Raw genomic sequence first — 21,911 nt, forward strand, 5'->3', positions numbered from 1 at the left:
ATATGGTTCATCACCATAACATGTGTGGTTGATTTCCGTTCCGGTTGGGCGCTTTGTTGCTGCCGCTACGTTAGCACTACGCTTTCGCACAGAGCAAAGCTTCCTGGGGGCGTCCGATGAGCCGCTTCGCTAGCGCTCCAGGGTCTCGGGCCAATACGAGGTTGGTCACGAAGGAGTCGCCCAACCTCCACTCCAATCAACTCATGGCGTACGTTTTAACTTTCGGCGATGATCCCAAAATATTCAATTGCTTCCTGTTTATCTTTTTCGATTTGCGCTTTCAAAGCTTCAATGCCATCGAATTTTCGTTCACTTCTTATACGTTTATACCAAGCGACATGCACTTCTTCACCGTAAATATTTTTTTCGAAGTTTAATATATGGACTTCGATAGATAATTGTTTGTCGTTTGGATCTTTAAATGTTGGTTTATAGCCTACATTACATACACCATCATACCAGTTATTTTGCACAAGTACTCGAACCGCATATACACCGCTTGCTGGAATATAAGTTCCCTCTAACGCTTGGACATTTGCAGTTGGGAAACCTATTGTGCGTCCTCGCTTATCACCATGTACAACGATTCCCGTAACTTCAAATGGACGTCCTAGGAGTAATCTTGCTTCCTCCATATCTCCGTCTTGCAAAAGCTTACGGATACGTGTAGAGCTAATTTTTTCAATATCATCAGTTTTCTTTTCAACAACTGTTACGCCGTAATCTCCATTACTCAATGCACGCATTTCTTCCATTGTACCTTTCCCAAATGCACCAAAAGAATAATCAAAGCCAGCTGTAACATGTTGAATGTTCAACCCACGAATAAATGTATCAATAAATGCATCAGGTGAAAGCTTTGCAAAATCAGATGTGAAATGTACAACAAATATTGTATCAACACCCTGTTCTTCAAAAAGCTGCAATTTTTGCTGTAATAACGTTATATAAAATACTTTTTCGTTACGTCCGCCAAGCACTAAAGAAGGATGTGGATCGAATGTCATAACAGCCGTTGGAATTTGGCGCTTGTCTCCTTCTTCTTTCGCCGCCTTAATAACTGCCTGATGCCCTCTATGTACACCATCAAAAAAACCAAGAGCCAATGAATATGGCTGCATGCTTTCTCGTTGCTGTAGTTGGTGTGGGTATTTTAAATGAATGACCTCCATACTAAAAATCCTCCTACTCTATCGTCGGAAACATCTTATGTGGCTTCATAAACCCTTCCTTTGTAGGATGGGCATGATAGACCGCAATTGCTTTCCCACTGATTCCAAAAACAATTTTATCATGTATCTTTAATAATGCATCTGCGGGAAGCACTTGTCCATTGAAAATTTCTTTTTCGTTTACGGAAGTGATCTCCATATATGGATAATCTGTTAAAGCATATTCAACTGGTAAAATGCATGTATCAATTTGTTCACCTTCCATCAGTTCAGCAACTTGTGCCAACGTAAAGCAATTCTCTTGCGTAAATGTACCTGAGGCTGTGCGTACGAGCTCCTTCATGTGTGCTGGATAGCCAAGTGCCGCTCCGATTTGCACAGCTAGTGTTCGAATATACGTCCCTTTACTACACGCTATACGTACTGGGAATGTAATTTCTTGCCCTTCATATATTTCTACATCATCTAGTAGTTCTAATGCATAAATGGTAACTTGACGTGTAGGTCTTTCGACAATTTCGCCTTTTCGAGCATATTCATAGAGACGTTTACCATTTACTTTGACAGCTGAAAACATCGGTGGCGTTTGTTGAATAACACCTGTTAGCGATGCTAAAACCTCTTGCAATTGAGTACGTGTGAACTTTTTAGTCGTACTATCTTGCTCAACCGTTTCTCCTTCTGCATCCTCCGTTGTCGTTGTACGGCCAATTGAAATAACAGCTTCATAGGTTTTCCCTGCATCAGTTAAGTATTCTGCGATGCGTGTTGCTTGACCTATACAAATGGGAAGAACCCCCTCAACACCTGGATCAAGTGTGCCAGTATGGCCAACCTTTTTAGTACGTAAAATTTTTCGTAATTTAAAGACGCAATCATGACTTGTCATGCCACGTTCTTTCCAAAGCGGTAAAATACCGTTCATAAATTCCCTCCTAAATTCATTTTTAGCGTATTTTGTTTTTTCGCTAGTTTTATATAGTTAAATACCCTAACACTTCTCCTTCTACAAAAAAATGGCAGCAGGAGTCTGGGCAGTCGGTGGAAAGCCGTCAGAACATTTAGTGAAGCTTTACATAGAGTCGTAAAATGTTCTGTTCATTTTCTGCTGAATGTAAAAAGTCTGCCTGCATGAACATGCATAGGCAGACTTTTTTAAGTTAAGCTTATTCTTCGTGTAAACCACGTAGCAATGAATCAATACGGTTACCATATTCAATCGATGAATCGAATTCAAAGATTAGTTCTGGTGTACGACGTAAACGGATTCGTGACCCGATTTCTGAGCGAATGAAACCAGAAGCCTTTAATAAAGCTTTTAATGTTTCCTCTTTTTCACGTTCATTGCCTAGAGTTGTAATATAAATTGTCGCTTGTTGTAAATCACCTGTCACCTCAACACCAGTAACAGTAACGAAACCAACACGCGGATCTTTTATTTTACGTCCAATAATATCACCGAGTTCTTTTTTCATTTGCTCAGCGACACGGTTTGAGCGTAGAGACATAGTTTGTCACCTCAATTTCGATGTACAGAAAGTTATGTCTTCACTTGCACATATATTTACATACAAGGTATGACTAAATCATACAACACAACTTCTAATGTTACTTATAAATAGTCTCGCCACACATTAAGCTGTTCCCAAGATGGATTTGACTGTAAGTAGTGGAGCGCGTGATTAATTTCACGCTCGGCTGCTTCTTTTGAAGAAGAAACAGCAACAAGCGCTAATTTCGTGCGTTGCCATACATTTTGATGATCAATTTCCGCGATGGATACATTAAATTTTTGTTTCGTGCGGGTAAGCATACGCTGTAAGACAGCACGTTTTTCCTTCAACGAATGGGCAGTTTGAATAATGAATTCAACCTCTGCGTAAACAATCATTAAGCACGTTTAACTTCTTCCATAATATAGGCTTCGATAATGTCGCCTTCTTTAATATCGTTGAAGTTTGTAATTGTAATACCGCATTCGTAACCACGGGCAACTTCTTTTACTTCATCTTTGAAACGTTTAAGTGTATCTAATTCACCTTCAAAAATTACTACGTTATCGCGGATTACACGTACGCCTGAATCACGAGTTACTTTACCTTCTGTTACGTATGAACCAGCAATTGTACCAACTTTTGATACTTTAATTGTTTGGCGAACTTCTGCTTGACCAATAATTTTTTCTACGAATTCTGGATCAAGCATACCTTTCATTGCTTGTTCAATTTCTTCGATTACTTTATAGATTATGCGGTGTAGACGAATATCTACGCCTTCTTCTTCTGCTGCACGTTTTGCATTGACATCTGGACGAACGTTGAAGCCGATAACAATTGCATTAGAAGCCGCAGCAAGAGAAATATCTGATTCTGTAATCGCTCCAGCGCCAGTGTGAATAATTTTTACGTTTACGCCTTCAACATCAATTTTCATTAATGATGCAGCCATAGCTTCTACAGTACCTTGAACGTCAGCTTTAACAATTAAGTTAAGCTCCTTCATTTCGCCTTGACTCATTTGTTCGAATAAATTATCAAGCGTTACGCGTTGTTTTTCTGAACGTTGTGCTTGAATCGCTGTCATTGCACGAGTTTCTCCAACTTGACGTGCTGTTTTTTCGTCTTCAAAGACAACGAAACGGTCGCCAGCTTGTGGTACATCGTTTAAACCTGTGATTTCAACTGGCGTTGATGGTCCAGCTTCTTTCACACGACGGCCTTTGTCATTCACCATAGCACGTACACGTCCATAAGTATGGCCGACAACAATTGGGTCCCCTACTTTTAATGTTCCATCTTGTACTAAAAGCGTTGCAACAGAGCCTCGACCTTTATCTAGCTGTGCTTCAATTACTGTACCAAGTGCTAAGCGATTAGGGCTCGCTTTTAATTCTCCAACTTCAGCAACAAGTAAAATCATTTCAAGTAATGTGTCAATGCCTTCACCTTTTAATGCAGAGATTGGTACGAAAATAGTTTCGCCACCCCAAGCTTCAGGAACTAGGCCATGCTCTGTTAACTCTTGCATCACACGGTCTGGATTAGCTGAAGGTTTATCCATTTTATTGACTGCAACAATAATTGGTACTTCTGCTGCTTTTGCGTGGTTAATTGCTTCTACTGTTTGTGGCATAACGCCATCATCCGCAGCCACTACTAAAATCGTTAAGTCCGTTACTTTCGCACCGCGCGCACGCATAGTTGTAAACGCAGCGTGTCCTGGTGTATCAAGGAACGTAATTTTTTTGTCGCCTTCAGTTACTTGATAAGCACCGATATGCTGAGTAATACCTCCAGCCTCTCCAGCTGTAACTTTAGTATTGCGAATAGAGTCTAACAATGTAGTTTTACCATGGTCAACGTGACCCATAATTGTTACTACAGGAGGACGTTCTGATAAGTCCGCCTCGTTAATTTCTTCTGTTTGTTCGAAGTGTGTTTCTAAATCCGTAATATCTACACGAATTTCTTCTTCAACTTCTACACCATAGTCTGCGCAAAGTAATTCAATTGCATCCTTATCTAATTCTTGGTTAATTGTTGCCATTACACCAAGCATAAATAATTTTTTAATAATTTCTGATGGCTCACGGTGTAATTTTTTTGCTAATTCCGCTACAGAAAGTGATTCAACAAAAGTAATTTTTTCTGGTAATTCCTTTTGTTTCACTGGTAGAGTTGGTTGATGTGTTTTTGGATGGCGACGTTTCCCGCCATGGATTCCTGGTTTTGGACGTTGGTTGTAACCACCGCCACCTCTGCGATTATTATTATTATTATTGTTATTATTATTATTATTTGTCATATTTCGATTTTGACTACCTTTTGTATTCTTAGATTTTTCGTTAGACGAATTTGAGTTTTGATGCGTTTGTTGCTGATTATTGGCCTTAGGCTTGGAAGTAGCAGATTGCTGCTTTTGCCCATCTTGCTTTTTCACCGATTGCTGTGATTTTTGCGAAACATTTTGAGTAGGTTGCTTCGCGTCTGTTATCGTTTTAAATGTTTGGTTTAACTTTGACACTACGTCTTTTTCTAACATTGACATATGGTTTGTTACGCTAACATTTAAATTATTTAGTGCTTCAATAACCTCTTTACTCGTTTTATTCACTTGTTTCGCATATTCATGAACTCTGATTTTGGTCATCTGCTCACCCCCGATTATTTTTCGTTGAGTAGACTAGACAATTTACTTGCAAAACCTTTATCGGTAATAGCTAAAGCCACTCGGGCCTCCTTACCTGTAGCATGTCCTAGATCATAACGATCACCAATTACATGATACTCAACGTTGTAATACGTGCATTTATCTTGAATTTTTTTGCTAGAGTTTTTAGAAGCATCGTTTGCAAGCAGTACTAGCTTAGCATTACCATTGCGGACTTCCTTTACTACTAACTCTTCTCCTGAAATCACTTTACGGGCTCTTGCCGCTATCCCAAGCAAATTATACACCGCTTGATTATTAATCATATAATAGACTCCCTACGAATCAACAAAATAAGCTCATCGTAGATTTCTTCAGGAATTTTTACATCAAGTTGGTGCCCTAAAACATTTTTCTTACGGGCGATTTCAATCGCTTTTTCCGATTTAGAGACATAGGCACCACGTCCGGGTTTTTTCCCGGAAACATCTACACTTACCTCGCCCTCTTTCGAACGAACGACACGGATCATTTCTTTCTTTGGTAGCATTTCTCCGGTTGCTACGCATTTTCGAAGAGGTACTTTTTTATTAATAGCCATAAGAATCACCTTTCCTCTCTGAAGCTTGTCGTAAGAGGTGGACTAGCCATGCACTACATTGTTATATATTCGGAATTAAACCATAATATTTTCCAATGTAGGCTCTGCCATTATTCAGTCGACGCAGCCCAACGCCCACTGAATAATGGCAGCTAACAAGTCACACGGGCTTTCTTACTTATTCTTCGTCGTCTTGATATAAGTCAACTGTCACATCATCAAAATCACTTTCTTCATCCTCAGCAGGTATGAAAGTGCTTGTTGCAGATGGATAAATGCCTAATTCACGTGCATCTGTTTCACTCTTAATATCAATTTTCCAGCCAGTTAGCTTAGCAGCTAAACGAGCATTTTGACCACGTTTACCAATTGCTAGTGATAGTTGATAGTCTGGCACAACAACAGTAGTAGATTTTTCTTCTTCATTGACTTGAACATCTAAAACTTTAGATGGGCTAAGAGCATTTGCTACAAATACAACCGGGTCTTCTGACCATTCAACGATATCGATTTTTTCGCCGTTTAATTCATTTACAATTGTTTGCACACGAGCGCCTTTTGCTCCTACACATGAACCTACTGGATCTACCTCTTCGTTATGTGCATAAACAGAAATTTTAGAACGATCTCCTGCTTCACGAGCAATTGATTTAATTTCTACAATACCTTCATAAATTTCAGGAACTTCCATTTCAAATAAGCGGCGTAATAAACCAGGATGTGTACGTGAAACAATAACTTGCGGTCCGCGCGTTGTACGTTCAACCTTTGTAATATAAACTTTGATGCGCTCGTGTGGATGGTATGTTTCACCTTGAATTTGTTCGTTTTGTGGTAATGCAGCCTCTACTTTTCCAAGACCTACGTAAATATTACGAGCATCTAGACGCTCAACTACACCCGTCACGATATCATCTTCACGGTCGACATATTGCTCGTAAATTAAACCACGTTCTGCTTCGCGAACACGTTGTGTTACAACTTGTTTCGCTGTCTGTGCAGCAATACGACCAAAGTTTCGAGGTGTTACTTCCTGCTCAACCACATCTTCCAACTGGTATGCAGGGTTGATAGCCTTAGCATCTTCTTCAGAGATTTGTAAACGGTCATCTTCTACTTCTTCAACAACATCTTTGCGTGAAAAGACACGAATAGAGCCCTTATCTAAATTTAAGTCAACACGAACATTTTGTGCTTGATTGAAGTTGCGTTTGTAAGCTGTAACTAATGCCGCTTCTATTGCTTCAATTAACACATCTCTTGAAATTCCTTTTTGTTCTTCTAGCGCATTTAGCGCATCTAACAAATCACTACTCATTTTTGTTTTCACTCCTAAATATGCATTATGCTTAAAAATCGATGGCTAGTCGTGCCAATGCGATTTTTTCTTGTTCAATTGTTACTGTAATTTTACGCGTTTTAATGCGTACTTCCATCACTAATGTATGTTCATCGTATGACGTTAAGTAGCCTTGGAATTCCTTCATGTCCTTGATGGGCTCATAGGTTTTAACATAAATAAATTTGCCAATCGCATTTTCAAAATCAGTATCTTTTTTTAATGGACGTTCTGCTCCAGGTGAAGAAACTTCTAAATAATAGTTTTGTGTAATTGGATCATTTTCATCCAATAGCAAACTTAGTCGTTCACTAACTTGAGCACATTGTTCAATGTCAATTCCACCTTCAGGTGTATCCACATAAACACGTAAAAACCAGTTACGTCCTTCTTTTACGAACTCGACATCTACAAGTTCAAGATTTAACTCTTCAACAATCGGTTTGGCGAGCTCTTCAATTAAAGATGGTACTTTGCTCATTATTTCCTCCTGTATCTATCAAATTCTGGCGTAATAAAACAGAAATTCCACCAGTAGCTTTGGTGAAATTTAACGGTCTTACCTGCTGTTAGTCAAAAATTTGTTTTGCTACGGTATAACAACAGAAAAGAGCGGGAAGGTCCCACTCTTTTGCTGGAAAAATATCAACAAATTATTACCATAAGGATAGCATAGTTTACAGCATAATGCAAATTTCCTTCAACTAGACAACATTTGTATATAGCCATTGATATGTCTGAAATTTGAATAGACACTTTATTTAGTCAAAAGAATTCACTTTATCCGTATTATTTGCATGAACATTATATCTGATACCTTAATTTAATCCCACATTCGATATTAGAAAAGCGTCAGCTGATTAGTATCAGTCATCCCCTCTAAGCAGCCTAGCCGATTCATGTATTCGATGATTAATGTTTTAGAGATACGACCTCGTTGCTATATATCTTTTCTATTAAAGTCAATAGTATTAATTTCTCCCTCTTCTCGTGCGAAATGATTGTTAATCCCAGGTAATATAATCTTTTAATTTTGCTTCTCGATGATAAAAAGAAACAGTAGATGCGTACATTACTCCGTCTGTTAGTTCTATACTAGCAAGATTTCATAAGCTGATTCAATTGCCCTTGACACGTAACTAAGTCTGCAGAGGAACTTGCTAACCCCTTCCTACAGGAATATCACTATTTCTAATGTACCTCCTATTGAGAGGTTATTATCTCTCATAGAAAATAATAAATGATAATTCCGAGATCTTCATTTTCCCCCTAACATTGACCGGAATTTAAAGGCCGATGATTTTTTGTAACTAGTTCATTTTCATATCTTGTAATATACAAAGCACACAATATTGGACATCATGTGAACCCTACTTGTTTTAAAATAAAAAGTTTGGGAGAGACACTTTATTTAAGCTAAATTTTCAGTTCAAACTTATATTTCCTGATTTAGTTTCAATTTTCATTTTATTTTCTCCATTACCCGAGGAACCTTTAAAACCTTTCTTTGTTTGTGTTTTTTCGCTTAGGGACAGGTTTACGGATTGTCTTCCACTGTTTGTAGCGATTTCCAAATTTAGATTAGGTTGCTTTTCATCAAAAGTTACTGAGGCATTGCCACTTGTAGTTGAAAGTTCTACGTCACCATTTATTTCTTTAACGTGGAGTTTAATATCACCACTGCTAGATCGTATGTCAATATTATTTTGAACGAGATCCTGTCCAGAAACATTGCCAGAGGATCCATCCAAAATTATTTTCCTCTTAAATTGATGAGGGATTCTAACCTCTAAAGTAGGTTTTTTTTTGAAATTGATTAAGCGTCTAATATCATTACTAAGATCAATTGATAACCGTTTTGATGACTTATCCAATGTTACACCTGGTCCGTTATCATAAGCCGTTAGATAGGTTTCTAATTCACTTTTTTCGCTTGGCCGGAAATTAACATCGGTACTTGCAAAATTTATAACTATTTCCTCAACATCTTCTATCGACTCTTTATTAACACTTACCTCTTTTTCCCCTGATGAACATCCTGCAAGAATGATTACTATACTAAAAACAAAATTAAAGCAAATTTTTTTAACATGAAATTTCCTCCTTATGCCAATTATATAAAATGACGTAAGGTCATTTTCAATCTTTACGCAGTATAATGTTTAAATTAGTTGAAAGTGACCTAGCGTCATCTTTTATACTGTTAATATACCTTTTACATCATTATCTATAGGAGGGGGAAATTTCCTTTGAAAAAAGAAGATATTGTTATTTATGCTTGCGTTATTATTGGTGCAGGTATAGCTTTTCAATTTGGTAATGGTATTATTGGGGTGCTTATTGGCCTGGGAGTAGGTTACTTATTTAAATCTCTATTTTTTAATACGACGAATAAAGAATAAGGAAGTAGGAATAACATTGTTACATATTAATGAAGTGAAAAAGATGAGTGGTGTGTCCGTTAGAACCTTAAGATATTATGACCAGATAGAACTGCTAAAACCTGCATCAAAAACTCAAGGAGGTCACAGATTATACTCAAATTCAGAGTTAAAAAAATTACAGCAAATACAATTCTTAAAAACGATAGGCTTTCAATTAAGTGAAATCAAAATTATGTTAGAGTCTGAAGAATGGGACTGGTCCATTAGTCTAATGAAACAACTATCTTATGTAATAAATGAAAAGGACCGACTCTCAAATATAGAAATTAATTTAAGAGAACTAATAAATGGGATAGCAATTGAAGGAGAGGAATTTAGAATTCAAAAAATTATGAGTTTATATACTAGGGATTCAAAAGATATTTTGACTCATAATAGTGATGAATTAAATATTAAAAATGCTGAAGTACTATATAGACTTCCGAATATGTCAAGTAGTGATCCTGATTCTTTAGAGTGGATTGCTCTACTTGGTCAATTAAAAAAACATATGCACCTTGGTTATAGTGCTACACGCATACAAAATATTATTAAAAGGATGGATGTGAAAAAAAGTGAAGATTTTGATGACGAAGATGCTTTTTTAGATACCCTTTGGAAAATTAGAATGTCACCTGAGGAGTCAAAAAAACATAACCTTTATCCTATTGATCAAGAGGTCCTCGATTTTATGGAAAAAGCTTATATTCATTACACCGCTAAGAAGTCATAGTTTTTTATCATAATCTATCGATGTGGAGGAATATATGGGAACAGATATTTTGGTTTATATAGGTGGCTTAGCGCTATTAGACACTTTAAGTCCTACAATAGTTGGTGTTACACTATACCTTATTTTAACAAATAAAAGAAATCTAACTTCAAGATTATTTTTATATCTATTTACAGTTGCACTATTGTATTTCTCATTAGGTGTAGCAATGATGTTAGGGTTACATTATATTATTGAAACCTTCTCTAACATATTTCAAAATAAAATATTCAGTTGGATTATTTTTATAGTAGGGGTTATTTTATTTGTGGGTAGCTTTTTTATCCCTACAAATAAAAAAAATAATATTCCCAAACCTAAAACTCAAAGTATATCCTCAATTATATTTATTGGTATTACAACTTTTTTAATTGAGGCAAGTGCAGCTTTTCCGTACTTTGCTGCTATTGGTTTATTAACAACAAATAATATACCGTCTTCTCAATGGTTGCCAATTATCGCCACGTATAACATTATTATGGTTTTACCAGCATTACTTATCTTTTTAGGATATAAATTATTTGGAAGTTGGATAAATTCTAAATTAGTTAATCTTCATCATAAACTATCAAACACTTCAAATTCCGCACTATCTTGGATAATGTGCATTGTTGGGTTAATATTAATTTTTAACACTCTAGATTATCTATAATCAAGTGAATCCACAGCCTAAGTTCTCCCTATGGAGAGTAGAAATAAAAAGAGCATTGACCGGTTGCCCCCGTTTTCAATATAGGAATCAAAAAACATTTAACAGCCAATTGCCGGGATTTGACCGGTGACGGCTGTTTAGTTTCGCTCGAATACATATATGGGATAACAATTTTCGGTAGTTTACACTTCGATGACCCTCTTAAGCGCTTCTCAACTTATCAAGATTTTTCAGACTTTAGCGAGGAATGAAACGATTCGATGGAGGCATTACCATTGGGTTGATACCAATTGAACAAAGAAAACGTTTTAACTCACTTCGAGGCTTACTTGATTCTGGCACCGGTTCAGCCATTGCAGGACTGCTGTTTACGATCGGAACACCTAATATGGCAATTTATTTGAATGCACAGCTTTATTTTTATCAGCGTTTCCGTCGCTTTGGTTCTTCTTTCCGTCGCTCTGATTTCTTTTCTTCGCTTCGATTTCTTTTCGTCACTCTAGCTGTTCTTTCCGCCGCTTTATCGGGGCTATCCACGATTTTGGCCACTCTATCCACGATTTTGACGATTCTATCCGTCACTTCGGCTCTTCTTTCCGTCACTCTATCTTTCCTGCTTGCCATAAGATACTATATCCGATTGTCTAATCACTAAAATTAAATGAAACAACCTGAGCCCTTACAATATAGAACCCAAGTTGATGAAATTTATTAATTCTTTCCTTTAACAAGATGCACTAATCCGGGACGGTAACACCGTTTAACTTTAATACATCTTCTGAAATGTATATGGATATGGCTTTTTTCTTACAGTTTAAAAATGTGACGCTTCCAATCATAACTTTGAGGTTGAAGTTGAGGTTTATCTGGAAAATCAATAATATAGGGTTGTTTATCCCAATCAGAAACTTCTAACACTCAAGCTCTTTAATGTAAGCGGACCTTCGTGATACAGCTTAAAAATTTCTAACCTCTCTTCTTTAGAAAAGGAATGCTTCCTCATAAAAACTCCCCATTTGATAAACAGATTTTATTTTTTAATCTGTCAACCAAATGAGGAGCATATCAAACTTTAGGGGTGCAGGACCTTTTTTTATTCTCTATTACTATTTTCATCTTTTTAAAAGTACTTTGGGTAATCAAAGCAATGTTTCTTATCTTTATCCTTCCGTTTTAGAAGGTAATATAGCTTTTTATCTTGTAAATAGAAATGATTACTAACCGAAAAGTTCTGTCAGTCTATAGCTATTCGTCTCTGGATCATATATACTTTTGCATCCGCATAAGTGACGCTTTTCTTAAAGCTTTTAGAAAAGTGATAATTGATTTGCATCAGGCATTCCTTCTAAACAACCCAATTGATCCATGTATTCAATTAATGTCTTGGATACTCGACCTCGTTGTTGTAAATCTTCCTTCGATAAAAATTCTCCGTCCTCACGTGCTGCCACAATTTGTTTAGCAACGTTTGTACCAAGTCCAGGAATCGCATCGAATGGTGGAATTAAAGAGTTCCCATCAATGATAAATTCACTAGCCTGCGAACGATATAAGTCTACCTTCTGGAAGCTCATGCCACGCTCACACATTTCAAGTGCTAGTTCCATCACAGTTAATAAGTTTTTTTCTTTTGTTGAAGCATCTAAGCCCTTTATATTGATTTCATCAATTTTTGCACGAATCATTTGCGAGCCCTGTACCATGGCAATTAAATCAAAATCATCTGCACGTACTGTAAAATACGCTGCATAATAAAGAATCGGGAAATGTACTTTAAACCATGCAATACGAACAGCCATTAACACATAAGCTGCTGCATGGGCTTTCGGGAACATATATTTTATCTTTTTACATGAATCGATATACCAACCTGGTACTTTATTCGCTAGCATTTCTGCCTCAAACTCTTCAGACAAACCTTTCCCTTTACGTACGGACTCCATAATTTTAAATGCCAGTGAAGGTTCTAGCCCTTGGTAAATTAAATACACCATAATATCATCACGACAGCCAATTACTTCTTTCAGCACACATGTACCGTTTTGAATTAATTCTTGCGCGTTACCAAGCCATACGTCTGTTCCGTGTGAAAGTCCTGAAATTTGCACAAGCTCTGAGAATGTTGATGGCTTCGTATCTTCAAGCATTTGACGTACAAAACGAGTACCGAACTCAGGAATACCGAGTGTCCCGGTCTTACAGCCGATTTGTTTTTCTGTTACACCTAAAGATTCTGGAGTACTAAAGATTTTCATAACGACAGGATCATCTGTTGGAATCGTTTTTGGATCTATCCCTGATAGATCCTGCAACATCCGAATCACAGTCGGGTCATCGTGCCCAAGAATATCAAGCTTTAAAATATTATCGTGAATGGAGTGGAAATCAAAGTGCGTTGTACGCCATTCTGCATCCTGTGCATCCGCAGGGAATTGCACTGGGGAGAAATCAAAAATATCCATATAATCTGGTACTACAATAATTCCTCCTGGGTGCTGTCCTGTTGTACGTTTTACGCCAGTACAGCCTTGCACTAACCGGTCTACCTCGGCACCGCGGAAATGTAAGTTGTTATCATTAGCATAGCCCTTTACGTAGCCATATGCTGTTTTCTCCGCTACTGTGCCGATTGTTCCGGCACGAAATACATAATCTTCACCGAATAATACCTTCGTATAGTTATGAGCTTGTGGTTGATATTCCCCAGAGAAATTCAAGTCGATATCAGGTACCTTATCCCCTTTAAAGCCAAGGAACGTTTCGAATGGGATATCTTGCCCATCTTTTTTATACGGTGTTCCACATTCTGTACAATCTTTATTTGGTAAGTCAAAGCCTGAGCTTACTGAACCATCATTAAAAAACTCGGAATGCTTACAATTTGGACAAATATAATGAGGTGGAAGTGGATTTACTTCAGTAATCTCCATAAAGGTCGCTACTAATGAAGATCCAACAGATCCACGAGAACCTACTAAATAGCCATCCGCTAATGATTTTTTCACAAGCTTCGCTGAAATTAAATAAATTACGCCGAAGCCATGGCCTAAAATTGACTTTAATTCCTTTTCAATTCGCGCCTTCACGATTTCTGGTAGCTCTTCTCCGTATATAAGATGTGCCATTTCATAGGTTAAATTTGTAACCTCATCATCTGAACCTTCAATTTTTGGTGTATATAAATCATCTTTAATCGGCTTAACATCACCAATCATATTTGCGACTTTTTGAGAATTGGTGACAACGACTTCCTTCGCAAGATCCGGTCCTAAAAAATCAAATTCTTCAAGCATTTCATTAGTCGTTCTAAAATGAACTTCAGGTAGCTTTGATCTATTTAAGATGTTGGCACCACCTTGAGAGCCAATTAGTATTTGTCTAAACATCCCATCTGTCGGATCTAAGTAATGGACATTACCGGTAGCTACAACTGGTTTATCAATTTTCTTCCCTAGCTTTACAAGCTTACGAATAATATCTTCAAGTGTCCATTCATCATGTATGACATTGCGCTCAATTAACGGTGCATACACTGCCTTTGGTTGAACTTCAATATAATCATAAAATCTTGCAACTTGCTCGGCTTCCTCTGGGGATTTATTCATCATCGTCTCGAATAATTCGCCATTACTACAACCTGATCCGACTAATAAACCTTCTCTATATTGCTCAAGAACCGCTCGTGTTACGCGAGGTACACGATAGAAAGTTTTTGTATGGGCGTGAGTGACTAATTTAAATAAATTTTTTAGTCCCGCATTATCAACTGCTAATATCGTGCAATGCATTGGTCGTCCTTTTTTATAAGCATCCCCACCGCCAACATGCTTGTTAAAGTCGTCGTGATATTTGATACCTAATTCATCCGCATCTTTTAACAGTTGTAAAAGTAAGAAGCCGGTTGCTTCTGTATCATAAATAGCTCGGTGATGCTGGGTTAAATCGATATTGAATTTTTTACAAAGCGTATTTAAACGATGATTTTTCATCGTTGGATACAGCATTCTCGCAAGCTCCAACGTATCAATAACTGGATGAATCGTTCCCTCAAGCCCATATTTTTTATAGCCTGTGTATAAAAAGCCCATATCGAACGATGCATTGTGGGCTACTACTATGCCATCTCCGATAAATTCATGGAACTCCTTAATGACTTGCTCTACTTCTGGCGCGTTACGTACCATATCATCTGTAATACCTGTCAGCTCAATGGTCGTTGCTGAAAGTGGATGATGTGGATTGGCAAAGCTTTCGTATTTGTCTATAACATTTCCATCTTGAATTTTAACTGCAGCAAGCTCAATGATCGTATCGTAAGCAGTAGATAGACCTGTCGTCTCTACGTCAAACACGACATAAGTAGTATCAGCTAATAATCGGTGCTCAGCTGCATAAGCAATCGGTACACCGTCATCTACTAAATTAGCCTCCAAGCCATAAATAACTTTTATACCATGCTTTTTCCCTGCTGAATACGCCTCTGGGAAGGATTGCACAACTGCATGGTCGGTAATAGCCACGGCTGGATGACCCCACTTTGCCGCCTGCGCAACAAGTCTATCAACTGGTGTCACAGCGTCCATTTGACTCATTGGTGTATGCAAATGTAATTCAACTCGTTTTTCTCCCTCTGACGCCTTATCCTGTCGTGTTTCTTTTTTGATTTCATTGATATCATTTGCCATAACGATTAAATCACGAATGAATGTGTCAGTTTGTACAGAGCCTCGGACTTTTACCCACATGCCTTTTTTCAAATGCTTCATAAGTTCTGCATCATCATTATCACGTGAGAACATTTTTACTACGATAGAATCCGTATAGTCGGTAATTTTAATTTGTAATAAAGAGCGACCACTTTTCAGCTCCCTAATTTCCGTATCAAAAACAAAACCTTCTATGATAACACGGCGTTCTTCCTCAACAATGCGTTTAATTTCCATCGTTTCATCATCTTTAATTAACATACCAAGCTGGAATGGACGGTCACCAAGGTTCGCAAGAGCTGGATTTTCTTTCTTCTCTTGCTCACGTTTTTGGTAATCTTGTACCGCTTGTTGGGCTAAAGCTGCTTCCTCTAAACGCCTCTGTTCCATGAAAGCTTCCTGTGCCGCGATCATTTCTTCCGTTTGATCTTGAAGCACAAAATCTATCACAATGTGTGGAAAGCCGAAGTGACTATAGCTTTCGGAAAGCTTTTCTGCATACTTTGTTTTCAACATCATAAATTCCAATTCTTGCATGCAGGATAAAGTGATTTTTTGCCCATTCCACATAGGCATTTGCGATACTAGACAATGTTTTAAAGGTGGCGCCATCTCATCTATTTGCTCTACTACTGTTAACCAATATTGTTGGACAAGTTCTTCCGTAACATTTTTCTCTACCGTATCAAAAGTTGTGTGGATTTGAGCGATAGCTGAAAATTTTTCAGTCAACCGAGTACGAAATAGTTGGTATAGTGGAAAAGGCAGTACATCTCGTAATTTAATGGTAAAATTCCATAGCCTGTTCTTTTTGTGTACAGTTAGGCGTGATAATTCACCTTCCTCAAAAAAGGACATATACACATCATCTGTTAACTCTAGTTGTTGCAAGAGCATTTGAAACTTCGTTCTTGCTTCTTGTTGCTGTTCCAATCTATTGACACCTACTTTCAGAAAGAGGCAGTCTTAAAAGCCCCTTGTTTTATTTCCTCACCAACGTTTACGAACTAAAGAAAAAATTCGCTCCCTTTCCGCGGGCGATTATCAAGCCTCACAAATCCTAAACGTCTATGAATTCATGCTTGGCTCGCTGTCCCCGAGAAGTGGCGCGAATCTTTATCTATTTAATGCCATTTCATCCTTTTTCGGACAAGCATTTCTAAAGGAAAATCAATTATGCCTCGGCATAATTGCGTCCGGAATCGGCCTTGTACTTAGGCCTACGTATGCAGGTCAGTTAGCCGTTATCGCATGGATGCGATGAATTTAGGCTAGCAACCTTAGCTCCATTCCAATTCCATGACATCCGCCGGAGGCTTTAGGCCATCACGAAGTTGGTCACTCAGTCGTTGCCACAGGATGTGGCGTTCTTTGACTGAGTTCCTCTATTTCAGCGGGTGCTTGGACACCCACTGAAAAGTAGTTCAAACCCGCATTCATCTCACCACCGTTGAAGTGTGAGACTTCAGCTAAAAAGAGTTAATTTTTGCGGAAAAATTCATTTAAGCGATCAATGACCTCTTCTTTTTTCCATTCGAACGTTTCACCTGTTTGACGGAATTTAACCTCAACAACACCTTCTGTTGCTTTTTTACCCACTGTTACTCGGACCGGTAAGCCAATTAAGTCAGCATCTGCGAATTTAACCCCAGCGCGCTCAGCACGATCATCTAATAACACATCATAACGGTATGATTTTAATAAGCCATATAGCTCATCAGCTAAGGCAACCTGTGTTTCATCCTTTGTATTAACAGGGACAACATGGATATCATAAGGCGTTAATTGTGTTGGCCAAACAAAACCATTTTCATCTTGGAAATGCTCTGCAACAGCAGCTAAAATACGTGATACACCAATACCATAGCATCCCATGATAAACGGTTGTGATTTACCTTGTTCGTCTAAGAAAGTACCATTCATTTTTGCAGAGTAAGTTGTTCCTAATTTGAAAATATGACCAACTTCGATACCTTCTGCAAATTTGATCATTCCTTGTCCATCTGGAGATGGATCACCCTCTTGAATAAAACGAATATCTAAGTATTCATTCACTGCAAAATCACGCTCTGGATTAACATTAACTAAATGGAAACCATCTTCATTTGCACCAGCTACACCGTTACGTATAGATTTAATAGCATTGTCAGCCACTACTTTTACGTCTACTGGTAATTTAACAGGACCGATTGAACCAACTCCACAGCCTAATAAATCACGGATTGCCGCTTCACTAGCTAGTTCAACAGAACCAGCATTAAGCGCATTTTTCAGCTTAATATCATTTATTTCGTGATCTCCACGAGCAAGTACAACAACTAATTCACCATCAACATCAAATACTAATGATTTAATGACATTTGAAGGCTCAATATTTAAGAAAGCTGATACTTCTTCAATTGTTTTTTGGTCTGGTGTTGCCACTTTTTCAAGCTCTTTTAATGCTTCATCTGATGGTTGATAGTCTACAAGAACTTCTGCCATTTCGATGTTTGCAGCATAATTAGACGTGTCAGAGTATGCAATTGTATCTTCCCCAATTTCAGAAAGCACCATAAATTCATGTGTACCTTTCCCACCAATTGAGCCAGCATCTGCAATAACTGCACGATAGTTTAAACCTAGACGAGAGAAAATATTTGAATAAGCACGATACATATCATCATATGTTTCATCCAAACTTTCACGTGATGCATGGAAAGAGTATGCATCTTTCATAATAAACTCTCTGCCTCGTAATAAACCAAAGCGAGGACGTTTTTCATCACGGAATTTAGTTTGAATTTGATAAAGTGTTAGCGGTAATTTTTTATAGGATTTAATTTCATCGCGTACTAAAGTTGTAATCACTTCTTCATGAGTTGGCCCTAATGCGAAATCACGATCATGACGGTCCTTTAAACGCATTAATTCTGGACCGTATTTTTCCCAGCGGCCTGATTCCTGCCAAAGTTCCGCAGATTGTAATGAAGGCATTAAAAGCTCAATAGAATTGATCGCTTCCATCTCTTCACGAATAATATTTTCTATTTTTGTTAACACACGTTTTGCAAGCGGTAAATACGAGTATACCCCACTTGTATTTTGACGAATAAACCCTGCACGTAGTAATTGCTTATGTGATTTTACCTCTGCATCAGCAGGTACTTCACGTAGCGTTGGGATAAATGTTTTACTTTGCTTCATTCAGTGTTCCACCTTTTTAATAGATAAGTTTTATACTCTAATTAGCATAAACAAATTTAGCTTTGAACGCAATGTTTCAAAAAAATTGCGCTCAAAGCTATGTTTTTTCAATCAATTTTCACCTTGGCATACTTGCCTTGGCATCTTCTAACTATGTTTCACTTGAAAAACTTAACTTAACTTCATTTATTTAGCTCAATTATACCTCTGCATAATTGCGTCCGGAATCGGCTTTGTGCTTAGGCCATGTTAGCCGTTATCGCATGGATGCAATGATTTTAGGTGACATCCGCTAGAGGCTTTAGGCCAACAAATGTTTTTCGCGCGAAAGCGAAGCGTCAGTGGCACCGAGGTTGGTCACTCAGTTGTTGCCATAGGACGTGGCGTTCTTAGACTGAGTTCCTCTATTTCAGCGGATGTTTGGCATCTGCTGAAATAAGTTAAAAGAAAAATCGTTGTATATCATTCCATGTAACTACGACCATTAAGATCATCAATAGTACGATACCGACAAAATGCACAAGACCCTCTTTTTGACGATCAATTGGTTTGCCTCTTACTGCTTCGAAGCCGAAGAACAATAGACGACCACCGTCAAGTGCTGGAAGCGGTAGTAAATTCATAATTCCAAGGTTAATACTTAACATCGCGGCCCAATTCATTAAATTGATGAATCCATATTGAGCTACTTGCTCTGTCGCTTTATAAATGCCTACTGGACCTGATAAAGCATCAATCGTAAATTTACCGGTAATTAACATACCAAGCAATTCAAATATTTTAGCAGTCATATTATACGTTTCTTGAGCGCCATAAACAACAGACTTTAACGGATTAAATTCACGTGGGCTCTCATACTTAACCCCTATTTGACCAAACTTTTCGCCATTTTGTTCAACTTCTTTTACCGTCATATTCAAGTTAACTTGCTGACCATTTCGTTCAACTGTAACAGCAATATCTTCACCTGGATGATCTTGTACAATGGCAGCTAAATCTTGCCATTTCTCAACCGCTTGTCCGCCAATGTTAACTACTCTATCCCCTGCAAGCATTCCTGCTTGTGCAGCTGGATCATTTTCTACTACTTCTGTGATGATTGGCTCATACGTAGGTACGCCATGAATTAATCCAATCAGCATATAAATAATAAACGCTAATATAAAGTTAAATAACGGGCCTGCAAAGATTGCCATAGCTCGTTGACCGACTGTCTTAGCGTTAAATTGACGATCGTATGGTGCAATTAACGTTTCTTTTCCGTTTTCTACGAGAATACAATCTCTTGCAACATTATAACGAACTAATTTTTCCTCTTCATCATAGCCTTCTACAAACAAATCCTTTTCTAAATCGGCATGCTCAACTTCTAAAAATAACAAATCTGGTAATTGCTTATTATTTTGATTAAAGATAATTTTCTTTACAACATTATCTTCATCTACAATAAGCCCTACTCGATAGCCCGGCTGTAATTCGGCGCCATCCATGTCCTCACCAGCCATACGCACGTAACCGCCGATTGGCAATAAACGTATTGTATAGATTGTTTCACCATGTGTTTTTCCATAAATTTTTGGTCCCATACCGATAGCAAATTCCCGAACCATAATTCCTGCTCGTTTCGCGAATAAGAAGTGACCAAATTCATGGAAGAATACAAGTAGGCCAAATATTAAAATAAATGCAATAGCTGTTTGCATAAAATCCCACCTTTAAAAGCGAATAGTTAACGATATCTTCTCTCTTTATTTTACCATGTCTAACACTGTTTTTCTCGTTTCACTGTCTACATGCAAAATTGTTGGCAAATCTGGCACTAATATGTTGTTATGTGCTTGCATTACACGCTCAATCGTTTCGTCAATTTCAAGGAATGTTATTTTCCCTTGTAAAAATGCCGCAACTGCAGCTTCATTCGCTGCATTCATCGCTGTTAAAATTGTACCGCCTGTACGCCCAGCCTCATATGCTAGTCGCAATGCTGGATAACGTTCAAAATCCATTTCTTTAAAATGTAGCTGACCAATTTGCGCTAAATTAAGTCGTTGTCCGTTATGTAGCGGCATACGATCTGGGTAACTTAATGCATATTGGATAGGTACACGCATGTCCGGCGTACCTAGCTGTGCAATGACACTAGTATCATGATACTCAACTAGGGAGTGAATAATACTTTCTCTATGCAAAAGTACATCAATTTTATCATAAGGCATATCAAATAACACATGTGCTTCAATGACTTCTAGCCCTTTATTCATCATTGTAGCTGAATCTATCGTAATTTTCGCACCCATTGACCAGTTCGGGTGATTTAGTGCATCTGCAACCGTTACATGCTTCAATTCCTCGCGTGTTTTGTCACGGAAGCTACCACCAGAAGCCGTAATAATTAATCGTTCAATATTTTTCGGATTCTCACCATTCATCGATTGAAAAATCGCAGAATGCTCACTATCAACCGGCAAAATTGCTGCGTTATATTTCTTAGCCTCTGCCATCACTAAATGTCCAGCGGTTACAAGTGTTTCTTTATTGGCAATGGCAATTGTTTTGCCCATGCGAATTGCAGCTAATGTCGATTCTAGTCCAACACTTCCAAGAACCGCGTTTACTAGCACTGTCGAATCAGGATGTGTAGCGACCTCTATGAGCCCTTTTGCACCAAACGTAAAGTGTACTTGTGGATATTCTTTAGCGAGCATAATGGCATCTTCTTCTAATTGAACAGATACAAGCTCAGGCTTTAAAGTTTCAATCATTTCACGAGTTTTTTCGATATTTTTTCCTGAAGAAAACGCTACTAAATGAAAGGCATCGCGTTGTTCTTTTAAAATATCATAGGTTTGCCAACCGATTGAACCAGTTGCACCAAGTAAACTAATTTTTTTCACGACGAGTTGTCCCCTTT

Annotated in this window: 17 protein-coding genes and 1 pseudogene; 4 read left to right on the plus strand and 14 right to left on the minus strand. The window is 37.9% G+C overall.

Translation table 11 applies throughout. From position 1 onward, the window contains the following. Positions 1-215: 215 nt before the first annotated feature. The 10 genes from ribF to C7Y47_RS03140 form a co-directional block, all read right to left on the minus strand. Positions 216-1,172, minus strand: coding sequence for a riboflavin biosynthesis protein RibF (gene ribF / locus C7Y47_RS03095; protein ID WP_142507434.1), 957 nt, complete (start codon positions 1,170-1,172; stop codon positions 216-218). A gap of 13 nt (positions 1,173-1,185) precedes the next feature. After that, complete coding sequence (truB, locus tag C7Y47_RS03100) at positions 1,186-2,097, minus strand: tRNA pseudouridine(55) synthase TruB (protein ID WP_142507435.1); 912 nt, start codon at positions 2,095-2,097, stop codon at positions 1,186-1,188. A 241-nt stretch (positions 2,098-2,338) separates the two neighbouring features. Then, positions 2,339-2,680, minus strand: a complete 342-nt coding sequence (gene rbfA / locus C7Y47_RS03105; RefSeq protein ID WP_100543905.1) for a 30S ribosome-binding factor RbfA — start codon at positions 2,678-2,680, stop codon at positions 2,339-2,341. Between the two features lie 104 nt (positions 2,681-2,784). Next, complete coding sequence (locus tag C7Y47_RS03110) at positions 2,785-3,063, minus strand: DUF503 domain-containing protein (protein WP_142507436.1); 279 nt, start codon at positions 3,061-3,063, stop codon at positions 2,785-2,787. Continuing rightward, on the minus strand, positions 3,063-5,321 hold the full coding sequence (gene infB, locus C7Y47_RS03115; RefSeq protein ID WP_142507437.1) for a translation initiation factor IF-2: 2,259 nt from the start codon (positions 5,319-5,321) through the stop codon (positions 3,063-3,065). The genes C7Y47_RS03110 and infB overlap by 1 nt, the downstream gene beginning before the upstream one ends. A 14-nt stretch (positions 5,322-5,335) precedes the next feature. Then, a complete protein-coding gene (locus C7Y47_RS03120) occupies positions 5,336-5,647 on the minus strand; it encodes a YlxQ family RNA-binding protein (RefSeq protein WP_387080033.1) in 312 nt (103 codons plus the stop codon). Further along, positions 5,644-5,922 carry an RNase P modulator RnpM gene (rnpM, locus tag C7Y47_RS03125; protein WP_068983119.1) on the minus strand — a complete coding sequence of 93 codons (279 nt, stop codon included), beginning with the start codon at positions 5,920-5,922 and terminating at the stop codon, positions 5,644-5,646. Before rnpM ends, C7Y47_RS03120 begins: the two co-directional genes overlap by 4 nt. Before the next feature lie 178 nt (positions 5,923-6,100). Continuing rightward, positions 6,101-7,240 carry a transcription termination factor NusA gene (nusA, locus tag C7Y47_RS03130; RefSeq protein WP_142507438.1) on the minus strand — a complete coding sequence of 380 codons (1,140 nt, stop codon included), beginning with the start codon at positions 7,238-7,240 and terminating at the stop codon, positions 6,101-6,103. Between the two features lie 31 nt (positions 7,241-7,271). After that, positions 7,272-7,742, minus strand: coding sequence for a ribosome maturation factor RimP (rimP, locus tag C7Y47_RS03135; protein WP_142507439.1), 471 nt, complete (start codon positions 7,740-7,742; stop codon positions 7,272-7,274). A gap of 943 nt (positions 7,743-8,685) precedes the next feature. Then, positions 8,686-9,405, minus strand: coding sequence for a DUF4097 family beta strand repeat-containing protein (locus C7Y47_RS03140; RefSeq protein WP_366151248.1), 720 nt, complete (start codon positions 9,403-9,405; stop codon positions 8,686-8,688). A 105-nt stretch (positions 9,406-9,510) separates the two neighbouring features. Between C7Y47_RS03140 and C7Y47_RS24815 the strand changes: the two genes are divergently transcribed. The 4 genes and pseudogenes from C7Y47_RS24815 to C7Y47_RS03155 all read left to right on the plus strand — a co-directional run. Then, positions 9,511-9,663, plus strand: a complete 153-nt coding sequence (locus tag C7Y47_RS24815; protein WP_185903380.1) for a hypothetical protein — start codon at positions 9,511-9,513, stop codon at positions 9,661-9,663. 16 nt (positions 9,664-9,679) lie between these two features. Further along, positions 9,680-10,417, plus strand: a complete 738-nt coding sequence (locus tag C7Y47_RS03145; protein ID WP_142507441.1) for a MerR family transcriptional regulator — start codon at positions 9,680-9,682, stop codon at positions 10,415-10,417. Between the two features lie 34 nt (positions 10,418-10,451). Next, positions 10,452-11,108, plus strand: coding sequence for a GAP family protein (locus C7Y47_RS03150; RefSeq protein WP_142507442.1), 657 nt, complete (start codon positions 10,452-10,454; stop codon positions 11,106-11,108). 280 nt (positions 11,109-11,388) lie between these two features. Further along, a pseudogene (locus C7Y47_RS03155) lies at positions 11,389-11,537 on the plus strand (MFS transporter); the annotation flags it as partial. 878 nt (positions 11,538-12,415) lie between these two features. On the opposite strand, the gene C7Y47_RS03160 reads toward C7Y47_RS03155, so the two are convergent. The 4 genes from C7Y47_RS03160 to dxr all read right to left on the minus strand — a co-directional run bounded on the left by C7Y47_RS03160 (position 12,416) and on the right by dxr (position 21,894). Continuing rightward, positions 12,416-16,747: a PolC-type DNA polymerase III gene (locus C7Y47_RS03160; RefSeq protein WP_142507443.1), complete on the minus strand. Its 4,332-nt coding sequence runs from the start codon at positions 16,745-16,747 to the stop codon at positions 12,416-12,418. Between the two features lie 546 nt (positions 16,748-17,293). After that, positions 17,294-19,000 carry a proline--tRNA ligase gene (locus C7Y47_RS03165; protein ID WP_142507444.1) on the minus strand — a complete coding sequence of 569 codons (1,707 nt, stop codon included), beginning with the start codon at positions 18,998-19,000 and terminating at the stop codon, positions 17,294-17,296. Between the two features lie 440 nt (positions 19,001-19,440). Next, positions 19,441-20,703, minus strand: coding sequence for an RIP metalloprotease RseP (gene rseP / locus C7Y47_RS03170; RefSeq protein ID WP_142507445.1), 1,263 nt, complete (start codon positions 20,701-20,703; stop codon positions 19,441-19,443). A gap of 45 nt (positions 20,704-20,748) precedes the next feature. Then, on the minus strand, positions 20,749-21,894 hold the full coding sequence (gene dxr, locus C7Y47_RS03175; RefSeq protein WP_142507446.1) for a 1-deoxy-D-xylulose-5-phosphate reductoisomerase: 1,146 nt from the start codon (positions 21,892-21,894) through the stop codon (positions 20,749-20,751). Between the last annotated feature and the right edge of the window lie 17 nt (positions 21,895-21,911).

Origin of the sequence: Lysinibacillus sphaericus (assembly GCF_006864135.1) — a bacterium.
GTDB lineage: Bacteria > Bacillota > Bacilli > Bacillales_A > Planococcaceae > Lysinibacillus.